14 protein-coding genes are annotated in these 15,420 nt (G+C 68.2%); 8 read left to right on the top strand and 6 right to left on the bottom strand.

Annotated features, from left to right (window positions below; genetic code table 11):
• Positions 1–68: 68 nt before the first annotated feature.
• On the top strand, positions 69–1,748 hold the full coding sequence (ettA, locus tag FQ142_RS09435) for an energy-dependent translational throttle protein EttA (RefSeq protein ID WP_149423095.1): 1,680 nt from the start codon (positions 69–71) through the stop codon (positions 1,746–1,748).
• 7 nt (positions 1,749–1,755) lie between these two features.
• On the top strand, positions 1,756–2,244 hold the full coding sequence (locus FQ142_RS09430; RefSeq protein WP_149423094.1) for an acyl-CoA thioesterase: 489 nt from the start codon (positions 1,756–1,758) through the stop codon (positions 2,242–2,244).
• A gap of 67 nt (positions 2,245–2,311) precedes the next feature.
• Here FQ142_RS09430 and FQ142_RS09425 read toward each other — a convergent pair whose 3' ends face one another.
• Entirely contained in the window at positions 2,312–3,199 is an 888-nt protein-coding gene (locus tag FQ142_RS09425; protein ID WP_149423093.1) for an acyl-CoA thioesterase, read from the bottom strand.
• Between the two features lie 51 nt (positions 3,200–3,250).
• Between FQ142_RS09425 and FQ142_RS09420 the strand changes: the two genes are divergently transcribed.
• The gene (locus tag FQ142_RS09420) at positions 3,251–3,919 is read left to right on the top strand and encodes a hypothetical protein (protein ID WP_149423092.1); all 669 of its coding nucleotides are present in this window, start codon (positions 3,251–3,253) and stop codon (positions 3,917–3,919) included.
• Between the two features lie 22 nt (positions 3,920–3,941).
• Here FQ142_RS09420 and FQ142_RS09415 read toward each other — a convergent pair whose 3' ends face one another.
• The 4 genes from FQ142_RS09415 to pepN form a co-directional block, all read right to left on the bottom strand.
• The gene (locus FQ142_RS09415) at positions 3,942–5,600 is read right to left on the bottom strand and encodes an FAD-binding dehydrogenase (protein ID WP_149423091.1); all 1,659 of its coding nucleotides are present in this window, start codon (positions 5,598–5,600) and stop codon (positions 3,942–3,944) included.
• Positions 5,597–6,088 (bottom strand): globin, encoded by a 492-nt coding sequence (locus tag FQ142_RS09410; protein ID WP_410477438.1) that lies wholly within the window; start codon positions 6,086–6,088, stop codon positions 5,597–5,599. The genes FQ142_RS09415 and FQ142_RS09410 overlap by 4 nt, the downstream gene beginning before the upstream one ends.
• Positions 6,043–7,116 carry a mechanosensitive ion channel family protein gene (locus FQ142_RS09405; protein ID WP_149423089.1) on the bottom strand — a complete coding sequence of 358 codons (1,074 nt, stop codon included), beginning with the start codon at positions 7,114–7,116 and terminating at the stop codon, positions 6,043–6,045. The genes FQ142_RS09410 and FQ142_RS09405 overlap by 46 nt, the downstream gene beginning before the upstream one ends.
• Positions 7,117–7,189: 73 nt before the next feature.
• Complete coding sequence (pepN, locus tag FQ142_RS09400) at positions 7,190–9,742, bottom strand: aminopeptidase N (RefSeq protein ID WP_149423088.1); 2,553 nt, start codon at positions 9,740–9,742, stop codon at positions 7,190–7,192.
• A gap of 124 nt (positions 9,743–9,866) precedes the next feature.
• On the opposite strand from pepN, the gene FQ142_RS09395 reads away from it, so the two are divergent.
• The 5 genes from FQ142_RS09395 to FQ142_RS09375 are packed head-to-tail and all read left to right on the top strand — an operon-like array spanning position 9,867 to position 14,762.
• A complete protein-coding gene (locus tag FQ142_RS09395) occupies positions 9,867–11,051 on the top strand; it encodes a ferrochelatase (protein WP_262492111.1) in 1,185 nt (394 codons plus the stop codon).
• Positions 11,052–11,088: 37 nt separating this feature from the next.
• Entirely contained in the window at positions 11,089–11,574 is a 486-nt protein-coding gene (locus FQ142_RS09390) for a ribose-5-phosphate isomerase (RefSeq protein WP_149423087.1), read from the top strand.
• A 1-nt stretch (position 11,575) separates the two neighbouring features.
• Entirely contained in the window at positions 11,576–12,604 is a 1,029-nt protein-coding gene (locus FQ142_RS09385) for an Fpg/Nei family DNA glycosylase (protein ID WP_149423086.1), read from the top strand.
• Between the two features lie 23 nt (positions 12,605–12,627).
• A complete protein-coding gene (locus tag FQ142_RS09380; RefSeq protein ID WP_056417313.1) occupies positions 12,628–13,269 on the top strand; it encodes an FMN-binding negative transcriptional regulator in 642 nt (213 codons plus the stop codon).
• On the top strand, positions 13,266–14,762 hold the full coding sequence (locus tag FQ142_RS09375; protein ID WP_149423085.1) for an amidohydrolase: 1,497 nt from the start codon (positions 13,266–13,268) through the stop codon (positions 14,760–14,762). The genes FQ142_RS09380 and FQ142_RS09375 overlap by 4 nt, the downstream gene beginning before the upstream one ends.
• 83 nt (positions 14,763–14,845) lie before the next feature.
• Here FQ142_RS09375 and FQ142_RS09370 read toward each other — a convergent pair whose 3' ends face one another.
• Positions 14,846–15,331, bottom strand: coding sequence for a Dps family protein (locus FQ142_RS09370; RefSeq protein WP_045255174.1), 486 nt, complete (start codon positions 15,329–15,331; stop codon positions 14,846–14,848).
• Between the last annotated feature and the right edge of the window lie 89 nt (positions 15,332–15,420).

The raw sequence follows: 15,420 nt of genomic DNA, 5'->3' as shown, positions 1-15,420 counted from the left end.
TTTGGTTTCCGTGCCCTCAACCGGTGCGATCGTATCCTGTCTCTGAGCAGCAAAGGTGTTTGAACGGTATGGCTGAGTACATCTACTCGATGGTTCGTGCGCGCAAGGCGGTGGGCGAGAAGCTCATCCTCGACGACGTCACGATGGCGTTCCTCCCCGGCGCCAAGATCGGCATGGTGGGGCCCAACGGCGCCGGCAAGTCGACGATCCTCAAGATCATGGCGGGTCTCGACACGCCCTCGAACGGCGAGGCCAAGCTCTCGCCCGGATTCTCCGTCGGCATCCTCATGCAGGAGCCGGAGCTCGACGAGTCGAAGACCGTGCTGGAGAACATCCAGGACGGGATCGCGATCAAGGCGAAGGTCGATCGATTCAACGAGATCTCCATGCTGATGGCGGATCCCGATGCTGACTTCGACGCTCTGCTCGCGGAGATGGGCACGCTGCAGGAGGAGATCGACTCTGCAGACGGGTGGGACCTCGATTCCCAGCTCGAGCAGGCGATGGATGCTCTGCGTACGCCCCCGGCCGATGCTGCGATCGCGCCGCTGTCCGGTGGAGAGAAGCGTCGTGTCGCCCTGGCGAAGCTGCTGCTGCAGAAGCCCGACCTCCTGCTCCTCGACGAGCCCACGAACCACCTCGACGCGGAGAGCGTCCTGTGGCTCGAACAGCACCTGCAGGCCTACAAGGGCGCCGTCATCGCCATCACCCACGACCGGTACTTCCTCGACCACGTCGCGGAGTGGATCGCCGAGGTCGACCGCGGACGCCTCATCGGCTATGAGGGCAACTACTCGACCTACCTGGAGAAGAAGGGCGAGCGCCTCGAGATCCAGGGCAAGAAGGACGCCAAGCTCGCCAAGCGCCTCAAGGAGGAGCTGGAGTGGGTTCGCTCGAGCGCGAAGGGCCGTCAGACCAAGTCGAAGGCTCGTCTCGCCCGCTACGAAGAGATGGCGAACGAGGCCGAACGGACCAGAAAGTTGGACTTCGAGGAGATCTCGATCCCGGCGGGTCCCCGTCTCGGCAGCATCGTCATCGACGCGAAGAAGCTCGAGAAGGGCTTCGACGGCCGGATGCTCATCGACGGGCTCAGCTTCAACTTGCCGCCGAACGGCATCGTGGGCGTCATCGGCCCGAACGGTGTCGGCAAGACCACGCTCTTCAAGACGATCGTCGGTCTCGAGCCGCTCGACGCCGGTGACCTCAAGATCGGCGAGACGGTCAAGATCAGCTACGTCGACCAGTCGCGGTCCAACATCGACCCCGACAAGACGCTGTGGGAGGTCGTCTCCGATGGACTCGACTTCATCACGGTCGGCAAGACGGAGATCCCCTCGCGGGCGTACGTCTCGAAGTTCGGCTTCAAGGGTCCGGACCAGCAGAAGAAGGCGGGCGTGCTTTCCGGTGGTGAGCGGAACCGTCTGAACCTCGCGTTGACCCTCAAGGAGGGTGGCAACCTGCTGCTCCTCGACGAGCCGACCAACGACCTGGACGTCGAAACCCTGGGTTCGCTCGAGAACGCCCTTCTCGAGTTCCCCGGTTGCGCCGTGGTGATCACACACGACCGGTGGTTCCTCGACCGGATCGCCACGCACATCCTCGCCTACGAGGGCACCGACGAGAAGCCGGCGAAGTGGTACTGGTTCGAGGGCAACTTCGAGGCCTACGAGGAGAACAAGATCGAGCGCCTCGGCCCGGATGCCGCGAAGCCGCACCGCTCCACGCACCGCAAGCTCACCCGCGACTGAGCCATCGATGGTCGATCTGACACCGGGACCCCGACTGCACATCCCGATCCATCTCCGCTGGGGGGATCTGGATGCGTTCAACCACGTCAACAACACCTCGATGCTCAAACTGCTCGAGGAGGCGCGTGTACGTGCGTTCTGGCGTGCGGGGCCCGGTGAGCAGGCGCCGTCGACGGCGGTGCTGGACTCGGGTATCGATGAAGGGGTGCTCACCCTGATCGCCCGGCAGGAGATCGAGTATCTCGCGCCTGTTCCGTACCAGCGTCGACCGCTCGAGGTGCAGATGTGGTTCGGCAAGCTCGGCGGATCGAGCGTCGAGGTCTGCTATGAGGTGCACAACGACCCCGCATCCGAGCCGCGCACCATCTACGCACGCTCGACGGCCGTGATCGTGCTGGTCGACGCGGGCACCGGGAGACCGACCCGGCTCACCCCGGAGATGCGCGAGGCCTGGGAGCCGTTCGTGGGACCGTCGATCGAGTACGCGCACCGTTGACCCGGCGGGGGTGCACGCACCGCTGACTCGGAACGAGTGTGCGCTCCGCGGACCCGGCGGGTGGCCGTCACTCCGCCGTCGGCACCCTCACCATGATCTCCTGCGCCACGGAGGCGACGAGTTCGCCGGCCTCGGTGTAGATGCGTCCCTGGGCGAGCCCTCGACCGCCTCGGGAGTTCGGGGACTCCTGCAGATACAGCAGCCACTCGTCGACGCGGGCAGGGCGGTGCCACCACATCGCGTGATCGAGGCTCGCCACCTTCAACCCCGGAAGTCCCCAGAACAGCCCGTGGGCGCGCAGGATCGACTCCTGGATCGTCATGTCGCTCAGGTACGCCAGCGCAGCGCGATGGATCCTCTGGTCGTCGGGGAGCGGAGCCTTCATGCGCATCCAGACACCCTGCTGCGGCACACGGGAGTCGTCGCTCGGCAGGAACAGCGGCGAATCGATGTGTCGTACATCCGCCGCACGGTCGCTGAGCATTTGCGCCACGCCCGCCGGCAGTCCTTCGACACGCTGCTCGTCGGGGCGCAGGGTATCCGGCCCCGGCACGTCATCGGGCATCGGGACGGCGTGCTCGACCCCGGGGTCGGCGTCCTGGAACGACGCGATCATCGAGAAGATCGGCACACCGTTCTGGTACGCCTGAGAACGGCGGGTGGAGAACGAACGACCGTCGTGGATCCGGTCGACGGCGATCGTGATGCCCTGACTCGCATCGCCCGGTCGAAGGAAGTACCCGTGCATCGAATGCACCGCGCGGTCCTCGGGCAGAGTGCGCTCCGCAGCGAGAAGACTCTGGGCGAGAACCTGGCCGCCGTAGATCCGTCCCGAGGGCATCGGGTGCGACGAGCCGGTGAAGATGTCCTCGGTCGTGCGGGCCTGCGTCGAATCGAGGTCCAGCACCGACAGGAGCTGTGCGACGGTGCTGATCGCGTGTGCGTCCGGGGTCATGGCGTCCTTCCCGCGACTGCTGCCGCCGCTGACCTTGATAGTTTAGAGGGTGTGCCGCACCAGTTCCTCCTCGCCGATCCCGAGACGTCGAAGGACGTCCTGACCTTCATCGGGCGAGCCACGCGCATCTCCGACGAGGGGGTGCGACTGCAGGCCGCCGGAGGCGTTCTCGCCCTGACCGGCGCAGCTCTGTCGCCGCACGGACTGTTCGATCAGACGCCGACCGTTCTCGCCATGCGCATCGTGCAGGCGGATCCCGAACTCGAGTGCGACGTGGTCGTGGCATCGCTCACGGCAGACGAGCAGGACGATCGCGCGCTCGTCCTGCCGGAGACGGGCCTCTCACCGGCTTGGGCGGGGATCGCCCCGCCGCGCGGCCAGTGGAAGGCGGAATCGAACCTCGCCGCGTCCGTCATCGCCCAGCGTGCTCAGTGGGGCATCAGCGCCGTCGCCCGCGGGGCGACTCCGGGGTCGGGGGAGGAGGCTGTCCGCGCCCTCCGCGCCGCGATCTGGGGTGAGCCGGACGAGGATCTCGGCGGGCTGCCGCGCGGCGTCGCGTTCGCAGCCGATGCGTTCGGGTTCATCTCCGGCGAGGAGGACGTGCCCGTCATGCGCTCCGGCCGCTGGACCAGGCTCGCGTTCCGCCGCGGCCACGTGCTCGCCCGCGGTCCGGTGGCGACCGGACTCACGGCCGTTCGCGGAACGGGCGCAGCGGAGTGACCGACGGAGGCGGTCAGCCGCTTCAGGCCGACGCCGCGCGACCCGCCTGACGGCCCGAGAACAGGCATCCCCCGAGGAAAGTCCCCTCGAGCGCCCGGTACCCGTGAACGCCGCCGCCACCGAAGCCGCTGGCCTCTCCTGCGGCGAAGAGGCCGGCGATCGGTTCGCCGTCGAGTCCGAGGGCGCGTCCGTCCAGGTCGGTCGTGATCCCGCCGAGCGACTTCCGGGTGAGCACGTGCAGCTTGACGGCGACGAGTGGGCCGGCTGAGGGATCCTGCAGCCGATGCGGAGCCGCCGTACGGATGAGGCGATCTCCGCGATAGCCGCGCATCGAGCGCAGCATCCCGATCTGCGCATCCTTCGTGAAGTCGTTCTCGATCTCGAGGTCCCGGGCGACGACCTCGCGGCGGACGTGATCGATGTCGAGGAACTCGCCCCCCGGATGCGCCGCCATCTGCTCGAGGAGCGATTCCAGATCGTTCTCGACGATGAAGTCCTCGCCCTCGTCCAGGAACGCCTGCACGGGGCCGGTGGGACCTTTCGCGAGTCGCGACTTCAGGAGCAGTCCCACGTCTTTGCCGGTGAGATCGGGATTCTGCTCGCTGCCGGAGAGCGCGAACTCCTTCTCGACGATCTGGCGCGAGGTCACGAACCAGGAGTGGTCATGGCCGGTCGCGCGCAGGTGAGCGAGGGTTCCCAGCGTGTCGAATCCGGGGAACAGCGGCACCGGCAGGCGGGTGCCGGTGGCATCGAGCCACAGAGACGACGGACCGGGAAGGATGCGGATGCCGTGCGACGGCCACACCGGATCCCAGTTGGTGATCCCCTCGACGTAGTGCCACATGCGGTCGCCGTTGATGAGCCGGGCTCCCGCGGCCTCCGACACCGCATGCATCGAACCGTCGACGTAGGCGGGCACGCCGGTCAGCATGTGCGCCGGTGGCGTTCCCAGACGCTCGGGCCAGGCGGCCCGCACGAGGTCGTGGTTGCCGCCGATGCCCCCTGAGGCCACGATCGTCGCCCCGGCGCTGATCTCGAAGTCGGAGATCGAGCGCCGAGAGCTCTCGACGCCCCGCGCGGTCGGGGTCGATTCGAGGATCTGCCCTCTGGCCCCCGTGACCGCTCCGTCGGTGACGACGAGCTCGGTCACGCGGTGGCGGGGGAGGATCGTGAGGTGTCCCTCGCGCTCGCCCCCCTCCACCGCCGCGGCGAAGGGCGCGACGATCCCGGGCCCGGTGCCCCAGGTGATGTGGAACCGCGGCACCGAGTTGCCGGGGCCGAGCGCCCCGTAGCCGCCGCGCTCCGCCCAGCCGACCACCGGGAAGAAGCCCACGCCCCGCTCGCGCAGCCAGGCCCGCTTCTCGCCGGCGGCGAACTGGAGGTAGGCCTCGGCCCAGCGTCGCGGCCACTCGTCCTCGGGCCTGTCGAACGCCGCCGTGCCGAGCCAGTCCTGCGTCGCGAGGGCCAGCGAGTCGCGGATGCCCATGCGCCGTTGCTCGGGGGAGTCGATGAGGAACAGTCCGCCGAAGGACCACCATGCCTGGCCGCCGAGGTTCGTCCGGGGCTCCTGATCGATCAGGATCACGCGGCGGCCGGCATCCAACGCCTCGCTCGCGGCCACGAGACCGGCGAGCCCCCATCCGATGACCAGGACGTCGGCGGACTGGGGCGTGGTCGTCATGTGCTCTCCGTTGATTCCTGACGTGATCTCGTCTCGAGCGGGGATCGTCCGTCGGCGGGAGCGCCGATGCCTGACGGCTCGAATGTGTTCACCATGGCATATGCCGCGCGCTCGAGATAGTCCCACAGCGTGGATTCGTGCAGGGGCGACAACTGTGCCTCGTCCAATGCCGTCCGCATGTGTCGAAGCCACCGGTCCCGGGCGTCGGGGTCGACGTGGAACGGCATGTGCCGCATCCGCAGTCGGGGGTGCCCCCGAGTCTCGCCATAGGTGGTCGGCCCTCCCCAGTACTGCTCGAGGAACATCAGCAGACGCTCTTCCGCCGGCCCGAGGTCGTCTTCGGGGTACATCGGCTTGAGGACCGGATCCCGTGCGACCTCCCGGTAGAAGACCGCGACGATCTTCGCGAAGGTCTCTCGACCGCCCACCTCGTCGTAGAAGGTCACTTCTGGGGACTCCCGTCGTCGTTCGTCTTCTTGCGCCGCCAGATGCCGCGATCCGGGATGACGGGCACGCCCGTGACGGCATTGGGCCGCGTCCTGGGGGGATTGGCCCCGCGCACCCGGCGCGCACCGTCGAGCCCGGTCGGCACGACCGTCGTCATGCTGGGGAAGTCGATCGCGTGCTCGCGCATGGTCGTACGCAGACGCTTGCGCAGCTCCTGCGCGACGTCGTCCTTCGCATTCGCGCGCGCCTTGATCACGAGCCGCACGACCAGGGCATCGCCGTCGATCGACTCGAGTCCCCACAGCTCGGGCTTCTCGACGATGCGGGTGCGCCACTTCGGGTCTTTGGCCAGACCCTGCGCGGTCTCGAGCATGAGCTTCTCGACCTGGTCGAGGTCGGAGTCCACGGGGACGCCGAGGTCGATGATCGCCCGCGCCCATCCCTGCGACATGTTGCCGATGCGCAGCACCTCGCCGTTGCGGACGTACCAGAGCGTTCCGTTGACATCACGCACCTGGGTGATCCGGACGCTGACGTACTCGACGACGCCCGAGGCGAGCCCGAGGTCGACGACATCGCCGATGCCGATCTGGTCCTCGGCCACGATGAAGATGCCGTTCAGCACGTCCTTGACGATGTTCTGCGCTCCGAAGCCCAGGCCGGCGCCGACCGCGGCCGTCAGCAGCGTGAGCGAGCCGAGCAGGCTGTTGTCGAGCGCATTCACGATGAGGACCAGTGCGATCACCACGAGCATCACGTTGACGATGTTCTGCAGGATGGTGCCGAGCGTGCGGGTCCTCTGCACGAGACGCATATCGGCGAGCGGGGAGCGCTCCAGTGCTTGCGTGTCGTCGACGTCCGCCTTGGTCTTGGCCGTGTCGACGATGCGGTGCACGACCCGGCGGATGACCACGCGCAGCACGAGTGCGATGAGCACGCACGCCACGATGATGATGCCGACGCTGAGGGCCTTGCCGCCGATGACGCCGAGGACATCGAGCGTGCTGGCCCACCATTTCGGCAGGTCGGCGGGGGCGGGTTCGGGGGTGACTTGGAATGGCTGCATCATCACCTCCAGAGTAGCGATCAGGCCTCTGCGCGGGCTGGACGCACCGCGCAGAGGCCTGATCGGACCTCGGTTCTCAGTCCTCGGCGTCGCGGGACTGCGCGGCCAGCGCGCGCTCGACGTCGGCGAGGTTCTCGAGCACGAGACGGCGAAGGGCCGGAGCGGCGTCCTGGTTCTCCGACAGCCAGGTCCTCGTCGCGTCGCGCAGCTCCGCATCGGCGATCGCGGTGGGGAAAAGGCCGACGATCAGGTACTGGGCGATCTGGTAGGTGCGCGACTCCCAGATCGGGATCAGCATGTCGAAGTACTTCGGCACGAAGGGCCGCAGCACCTCGGCACCTGCCGGGTGCACGAAGCCGAGCGCCGCAGAGCGGACGATGGTGTTCGGCGCATCTCCGCGCTCGATCAGCGACTCCCAGGCGGCGTCCTTGGCTGCGGCGTCGGGCAGAGCCGCTCGGGCCTGGGCGGCGAACTCTCCACCCTTCGAGGTGTTGTCGGCCGCGAGTGCGGCATCGATGGATGCCGCGTCGGTGGCGCCGATCGTGGCGAGACCGACGAGCAGCTGCCAGTTGAGGTCGGCGTCGATCTCGAGCCCCGGGAGCGTCTCCTCGCCGGATCGCAGACGGCCGATGATGCCGGCGTGCTCCGGGGTGACGAGCGATCCGGCGAAGGCGGTCACGAACTGGAGCTGGCTGTCACTGCCCGACTCCGCGGACTCGGCGAGCGCCCAGATGCCGTCGGCGATCTTCTGCCGCGCAGCGAGACGCTTCTCGGGGGTGACGTACAGGGTGGCAGCGGTGCGCAGCTGGGCGAGCGTGGTACGCACGGTCGTCGACTCGGTCTCGCGTCCGATGTTGCCGAGCACGAGGTCGATGTAGTCGGAGGCTGCGGTCTCGGCGTCGCGGGTCTGATCCCAGGCGGCCCCCCAGACGAGCGATCGCGCGAGGGGATCGCTGATGTCGGCGAGATGCGCGATCGCGGTGGCGAGGGACTTCTCGTCGAGGCGGATCTTCGCGTAGGCGAGGTCGTTGTCGTTGAGCAGCACGAGATCGGGACGCGTGAGCCCGTGGAGCTCCGGAACCTCGGTGCGGTCTCCGTCGACATCGACCTCCGCGTAGTGCGTGCGCACGAGAGCGCCGTTCTCGAGGGTGTAGAAGCCGATGCCGAGACGGTGCGGGCGGATCGTGGGGTAGTCGGCGGGGGCCGTCTGCGTCACCGCGAAACGCGTGATGGTGCCGTCGGCGTCATCGGCGATGAGCGGCTCGAGCGTGTTGACACCGGCGGTCTCCAGCCACTTCTTCGACCAGGTCGTCAGGTCGCGACCGCTGGTGGCCTCGAGCTCGGTGAGCAGGTCGCTGAGCTCGGTGTTGCCCCAGGAGTGCTTCTGGAAGTACTGCGAGACGCCGGCGAAGAACTCCTCGATGCCGACCCAGGCTGCGAGCTGCTTGAGGACGGAACCGCCCTTCGCATACGTGATGCCGTCGAAGTTGACCTGCACGTCTTCGAGGTCGTTGATCACGGCGGTGATCGGGTGCGTCGAGGGCAGCTGATCCTGGCGGTACGCCCAGGTCTTCTCCATCGCGTTGAAGGTGGTCCACGCCTCGGTCCACTCGGTGGCCTCGGCGGTGGCGATGGTGGAGGCCCACTCGGCGAAGGACTCGTTGAGCCAGAGGTCGTTCCACCACTTCATCGTGACGAGGTCGCCGAACCACATGTGGGCGAGCTCGTGCAGGATCGTGACGACACGACGTTCCTTGACGGCATCCGTCACCTTGCTGCGGAAGACGTAGGTCTCGGTGAAGGTGACCGCTCCGGCGTTCTCCATGGCCCCGGCGTTGAACTCGGGGACGAAGAGCTGGTCGTACTTGGCGAACGGGTACGGAACGCCGAACTTGGACTCGAAGTACGCGAATCCCTCGCGTGTCTTGTCGAAGATGTAGTCGGCGTCGAGGTGCTGCCACAGGCTCTTGCGGCCATAGACGCCGAGGGGGATCACGCGACCCGAGGCGCTGGTGAGCTCGGAGAACGTCGACTCGTAGGGTCCGGCGACGAGCGCCGTGATGTACGAGGAGATGCGGGGAGTGGGCTCGAAGCCCCACGTGGCGACCGAATCGTCGTCGTGCACGATCGGCTCGGGCGTGGGGGAGTTGGAGACGACCTTCCACGACGACGGGGCCGTCACCGTGAACTGGAACGTGGCCTTCAGATCGGGCTGCTCGAACACGGCGAAGACGCGACGCGAGTCGGGGACCTCGAACTGGGAGTAGAGGTAGACCTCGTCGTCGACGGGGTCGACGAAGCGATGCAGCCCCTCTCCGGTGTTGGTGTAGGCGCAGTCCGCGTCGACGACGAGCACGTTCTCGGCCTGCAGACCGGAGAGGGCGATCCGCGAGTCCTCGAACACCTCGTCGGGGTCGAGCTGCTCGCCGTTGAGCGAGATCTCGCGCACCTCACGAGCGATCAGGTCGATGAAGGTGAAGCTCTCCGGCGTCGCGGTGAAGCGCACGACGCTGCGGGATCCGAAGACCTCGGCGCCCTTCGTCAGGTCGAGCGAGACTTCGTACGACTGGGTGTCGACGACGTCACGGCGCTCCTGCGCTTCGATGCGGGTGAGGTTCTCTCCAGGCACAGCGGTACTCCCAGGGGTGAGGGGATGCTGCCGCAACCCAGCGCAGTTGGCGCCCACGGCAACCCTGACAGCCTACGCCAGCACGGCGGCCTGTCACGCTCTCCGGAGGTGAAAGAATGAAGGGGTGACCGCGATCGAGCCGAACACCGTCCGCTTTTCCTCTGCTGCCGCCTCCACGGGCGCGCCCTATATGACGACCCCCGTCGCCTATGACGGGATCCTCCTCGCCGGCTTCGGCGGGCCGGAGGGTCAGGATGACGTCATCCCGTTCCTCCGCAACGTCACGCGCGGACGCGGCATCCCCGATGAGCGGCTGGAGGAGGTCGCGCACCACTACCGCCACTTCGGCGGTGTGAGCCCGATCAACGGACAGAACCGCATCCTGAAGGAGGCGCTCGAGGGCGAGCTGGCCCGCCGGGGCATCGACCTTCCGGTCTACTGGGGCAACCGCAACTGGAGCCCGTACCTCGAGGAGGTCGTGACCGAGGCCGCGTCCGACGGGAAGCGGACGCTGCTCGCCTTCGCGACGAGCGCCTACAGCTCCTTCTCGAGCTGCCGACAGTACCGCGAGGACTTCGCCCGTGTGCTCGAGGAGACGAATCTCGGCGAGACGGTGACGATCGACAAGATCCGTCCGTTCTACGACCACCCCGGATTCGTGGAGTCCTTCGAGACGGGTGTGCGTGAGGCCGTCGAGACGTTCATGAGTCAGGGCATCGCGCCCGCCGAGATCCAGATCCTCTTCTCCACCCACAGCATCCCGACCGCCGATGCGGAGCGCTCCGGCGCCCGCGACATCGACTGGGGAGAGGGCGGCGCCTACGCGGCTCAGCACCTCGCGGTCGCCGCCTGGGTCATGGACAGGGTCCGTGAGAGCATCCCCGAGGCTGCGGAGGTGTCGTGGGAGCTGGTGTACCAGTCCCGTTCCGGCCCCGCATCGCAGCCGTGGCTCGAGCCTGACGTGTGCGACGTGATCGGCGAGCTCCCCGCACGCGGGCGCAAGGCCGTCGCGGTCGTCCCGGTCGGCTTCATGAGCGATCACATGGAGGTGCTCTGGGATCTCGACACCGAGGCGGCCGAGGCCGCCGAAGAGGCGGGGCTCGCCTTCACACGCACCCCGACGCCGGGTGTCGCGCCCTCGTTCGTCACCGGCATCGTCGATCTGATCGTGGAGCGCCTCGAGGGGCGCCCCAACGAGGAGCGACCGCACGTGACCTCTCTCCCCGGGGCGTTCGACGTCTGTCGTCCTGGCTGCTGTGAGAACGTGCGTGCGGGTTTCAAGCCGGCCGCCTCCGGCATCGCCCCGTGAGCATCCGCTGAGGGGCTGCGCTTCTAGGATGGATGCCATGCGCATCCATATCGCCACCGATCACGCCGGTCTCGACTTCTCGACGCAGCTGCAGGAGCACCTCCGCGGCGCCGGGCACGAGGTCGTCGATCATGGTCCGATCGAGTACGACGCGGTCGACGACTACCCCGCGTTCTGCATCCGCGCGGCCCAGGCCGTCGTGGCGGATCAGGCTGCGGGAGTCGAGACCCTCGGGATCGTCTTCGGAGGATCGGGCAACGGGGAGCAGATCGCGGCGAACAAGGTCGCGGGCGTGCGTGCCGCTCTGGTCTGGAACACTTCGACCGCCGAGCTCGCCCGCGAGCACAACGATGCGAACGTGATCTCGATCGGTGCGCGCCAGCACACGTTCGAGGAGGTCACCTCGTTCATCGACACGTTCATCGCGACCCCCTTCTCGCACGACGAGCGGCACGTCCGCCGGATCGGTCAGATCGCGGACTTCGAGCGCGACGGCTCGCTGCTGCCGGACCCTCGGGCCTGACATGCCGGAGGGGCATTCCGTACATCGCATCGCGCGGCAGTTCGACCGCAACTTCGTCGGCAAGACGCTGAGCGCATCGAGCCCCCAGGGGCGGTTCGCCGAGGGTGCCGCCGTCCTCGACGGGCGTGAGGCGCTGAGCGTGCAGGCCGTCGGCAAGCAGATGTTCCTCGAAGCGGAGGGCGACGTGTGGCTCCGGGTGCACCTGGGCCTCTACGGGGCCTGGGACTTCGCCGGCGACATCATCGTCGATCCGACCATCGCCGCCGCGAACGGACGCATGGGCCAGACGAACCAGCGGGGCACAGTCATCGACGAGGAGCCGGTCGACGGTGCGGCGTCGGATGACGCGATCCTCGACGAGGCGGGCGAGAACTCGCTCGCATCCATCGGCGCACCACGACGCACCCGCGTGCACGTCCGCATGTCGGAGCAGACCAAGGGACTCGCCGATGAAGGGCTGGAGTGGCCGCCGCCGGTGGTGGGTCAGGTGCGTCTGCGGCTGATGACCGACATCACCGCGGCCGACCTGCGCGGACCCACGGCGTGCGTGCTGCAGACCCCGGAGGAGATGCTGGCGAGTGTCGCCAAGCTCGGCCCCGATCCGCTCGTGGGCGACCCGGTGGAGAACGAGGAGCGGTTCGTTCGCGCCGTGCGCCGGAAGCCGACCGCGATAGCGCTGCTCCTGATGGACCAGGCCGTCGTCAGCGGCATCGGCAACGTGTATCGCGCCGAGATGCTCTTCCGTCAGCGACTGAATCCGCACACGCCTGGGCGTGAGGTTCCGGAGGACGTGGTGCGCGCGCTCTGGCACGACTGGGTGCGTCTGCTCGCCATCGGCGTCGAGACGGGTCAGATGATGACCATGGACGACCTCTCCGCCGCGCAGTATCGCGCAGCGATGGCGAACCGCGACGATCGGCACTGGGTCTACCACCGGGCGGGCCTGCCCTGTCGGATCTGCGGCACCGAGATCGCACTCGAGGAGATCGGCGCGCGAAAGCTCTACTGGTGTCCGCGCTGCCAGGCGTGAGCCGTCGACCGTAGGCTGGGAGGATGCGTCAGAATCCCAGTTTCACGCTTGCGGACGTTCAGGAGATCCGTCGTGTCATCGATGGCAATCCGTGGGCGACGATCGTGAGCGACGGCCCTGAGGGCCTCGTGTCTTCGCACTATGCGGTGCTGCTCGACGACGGGAGGGACGATCTCACGATCGTGGGCCACGTCGGACGCCCCGATGACCGGATCCACGGCATGGGAGAGCGCGAACTGCTCGTCGTCCTCCAGGGGCCTCACGGCTACATCTCGCCGGGGTGGTACGGCGACGTCCAGGCCGTGCCGACGTGGAATTACACCGCCGTGCACCTCGCCGGGGTCCCCGAGATCCTGAGCGATGAGGAGAACCTCCGTGTGCTGGACCGGCTCGTCGACCGGTTCGAGGCGCGGATGCCGGATCCGCGCCGGATGTGGGAGCGGCCGAACGATCCTGCGTTCATCGAGCGGCTGGCCGCCGGCACCGTCGGATTCCGCCTCACACCGACGCGCGTCGTCGCCAAGCGCAAGCTCAGCCAGAACAAGGACGCCGAGACGATCGAGGCGGTGATCGCGCATCTCGAGGGCGATGGGCCGTACGCACAGCCGGAACTCGCCGCCGACATGAGGCGCGCGCATCAGGCCCGTCTCGGAGCCGCCGGATGAGCGGCGTCGGATCCCGGATCGGCACCGTCGCGAACGTGCGCATCGCGGGCCCGGGCAGTGAGTTCCTGATCGACGACGAGCCGGTCGACATCTTCCTCGACGACGGGCTGATCGCGGACATCGCGCCGGCAGGAGCGCTGGGCCCGTCCGGCGAGGTCCTCGACGGACACGGGGCTTGGGCGGTCCCCGGCCTGTGGGACAACCACGTGCACACGGTGCAGTGGGCGCTCGCGACCGAACGCGTCGCGCTCGGAGGGGCATCGTCTGCGGCGGAGGCGGCATCGATCATGGCGGCCGCCGCGCCTCTGCCCGACGGTCGCAAGGTCGGCAGCGGTTTCCGCGATGCGCTGTGGCCGGACGCTCCCGAACTCGCGCTGCTCGACCGCGCCACCGGTACCGTGCCGACGTACCTGATCAACGCCGATGTACACAGCACTTGGCTGAACTCCGCCGCGCTGCGGCTCGAGGGGTTCTCGAGCCCAGACGGGATGCTGCGCGAGCAGGACGCGTTCGAGATCTCGCGACGGCTGAACGCCGTCGAGCCGCTTCGCGCCGACATCGCCGTCCGAGCGGCGGGTGAGCGCGCGGCATCGCGAGGGGTCGTCGGGCTCGTCGACTTCGACATGGCCTGGAACGCCGAGGCCTGGTCACGGCGCGTCGCCGCAGGGTTCGCCGCACACAGGGTGGAATTCGCGATCTACCCCTCCGACCTGACACGGGCGATCGCCGAGGGACTGCGATCCGGAGAGCCGCATGAGCACTCGGAGACGCCGGAGGCCGCTCGCGGGCTGATCAGCGTGGGACCGCTGAAGGTCATCAGCGACGGATCGCTGGGGACTCGGACGGCCGCATGTTCGCACCCCTATCCCGGAGATCCCGAGAACTTCGGAGTGCTCACGGTCCCGCCCGCCGAGCTCACCGCACTCCTCACCGCTGCGACCGGGGGCGGTCTCGGCATCGCCGTGCACGCGATCGGAGACCGCGCGGTCACCGCAGCCCTCGACGCCTTCACCCTCTCCGGTGCCGCCGGCACCATCGAGCATGCACAGCTCGTGCGTCACGCGGATCTCGCCCGCTTCGGTCGCCTCGGGCTGATCGCGAGCGTGCAGCCTCAGCACGCTCTCGACGACCGAGATCTCGTCGGCACGCACTGGGCCGGGCAGACGTCCGTGGGCTACCCGCTCAGAGCCCTCCGCGACGCCGGGGTCGAGCTCCGGTTCGGATCCGATGCCCCCGTCGCCCCGCTGGATCCGTGGCAGGCGATCGCCGCTGCGGTCACTCGCACCGATGACGATCGCGCCGCGTGGCATCCGGAGGAGCGACTCACCCGTGTGCAGGCGCTCCAGGCCAGCGTCCGCACCGCCCTGCGCCCTGGACAGCTCGCCGACATCGCCCTCTGCGGCGTCGATCCGCTGCAGGCCTCGGGTGCGGATCTGCGCGCCATGCCGGTCATCGCGACGCTCGTGGCCGGCCGCGTCACGCACGGCGCCTGAGACGCCCGGACACGAGAGAGCGCACTCGGACGCGAAAGAGGGCACCGGGGTGACCCCGGTGCCCTCTTCGATACGTCTGGTGATCAGGCGGCGATGTGCGACACGAGGAACCAGCGGTCCTTCTCGAGTCCGCGCATGACCTCGATCGCGACGTCCTGGCTGGTGAGGTCGACCTCGTCGAGACCGTCGATCGCGGCCTTGACATCGACCAGGATCGCGTCGATGTCGGCGATGACGGCGCGCACGAGCTCGTCGGACTGCGTGAAGCCTGCAGGAACCGAGGTGGCTCCGGCCTTGGCGGCGACGGCGCTGACGCGGGCGTCGATCGGGAGCCCCAGGGCGACGATCCGCTCGGCCGCGGTGTCCGCGAAGTCACCGGCGTGGGCGACGATCGTGTCGAGCAGCTCGTGCACGCCGACGAAGTTCGCGCCGCGAACGTGCCAGTGGGCCTGCTTGCCGTTGACCGTCAGTGCCTGCAGTCCCAGGACGACGGGGGAGAGGAACTGAGCCGCTGCGGCTGCCACGGTCGGGTCGCTGGCGGTGGTGGGAACGGTCTGTACCTTGCTCATGCTGTGCTCCTCTGAAGTGCTCTTCTCGTACCTGATGAAGACAACGCTACTCATCTGAAAACATTCCGCAAGCAAGCGAAGGCTCGGCT

Origin of the sequence: Microbacterium sp. ANT_H45B, assembly GCF_008369345.1 — a bacterium.
In the GTDB taxonomy this organism is placed as follows: domain Bacteria; phylum Actinomycetota; class Actinomycetes; order Actinomycetales; family Microbacteriaceae; genus Microbacterium.
Note: the sequence above shows the minus strand (reverse complement) of the source record. Positions and strands in the feature narration are given on the sequence as shown.

What these genes read in the sequence shown, in the direction of transcription:
- ettA (WP_149423095.1), top strand. Translation starts at nt 69, where the DNA reads ATGGCTGAGTACATCTACTCGATGGTTCGTGCGCGCAAGGCGGTGGGC.
- FQ142_RS09430 (WP_149423094.1), top strand. Translation starts at nt 1,756, where the DNA reads ATGGTCGATCTGACACCGGGACCCCGACTGCACATCCCGATCCATCTC.
- FQ142_RS09425 (WP_149423093.1), bottom strand. Translation starts at nt 3,199, where the DNA reads ATGACCCCGGACGCACACGCGATCAGCACCGTCGCACAGCTCCTGTCG.
- FQ142_RS09415 (WP_149423091.1), bottom strand. Translation starts at nt 5,600, where the DNA reads ATGACGACCACGCCCCAGTCCGCCGACGTCCTGGTCATCGGATGGGGG.
- FQ142_RS09405 (WP_149423089.1), bottom strand. Translation starts at nt 7,116, where the DNA reads ATGATGCAGCCATTCCAAGTCACCCCCGAACCCGCCCCCGCCGACCTG.
- FQ142_RS09390 (WP_149423087.1), top strand. Translation starts at nt 11,089, where the DNA reads ATGCGCATCCATATCGCCACCGATCACGCCGGTCTCGACTTCTCGACG.
- FQ142_RS09385 (WP_149423086.1), top strand. Translation starts at nt 11,576, where the DNA reads ATGCCGGAGGGGCATTCCGTACATCGCATCGCGCGGCAGTTCGACCGC.
- FQ142_RS09380 (WP_056417313.1), top strand. Translation starts at nt 12,628, where the DNA reads ATGCGTCAGAATCCCAGTTTCACGCTTGCGGACGTTCAGGAGATCCGT.
- FQ142_RS09375 (WP_149423085.1), top strand. Translation starts at nt 13,266, where the DNA reads ATGAGCGGCGTCGGATCCCGGATCGGCACCGTCGCGAACGTGCGCATC.
- FQ142_RS09370 (WP_045255174.1), bottom strand. Translation starts at nt 15,331, where the DNA reads ATGAGCAAGGTACAGACCGTTCCCACCACCGCCAGCGACCCGACCGTG.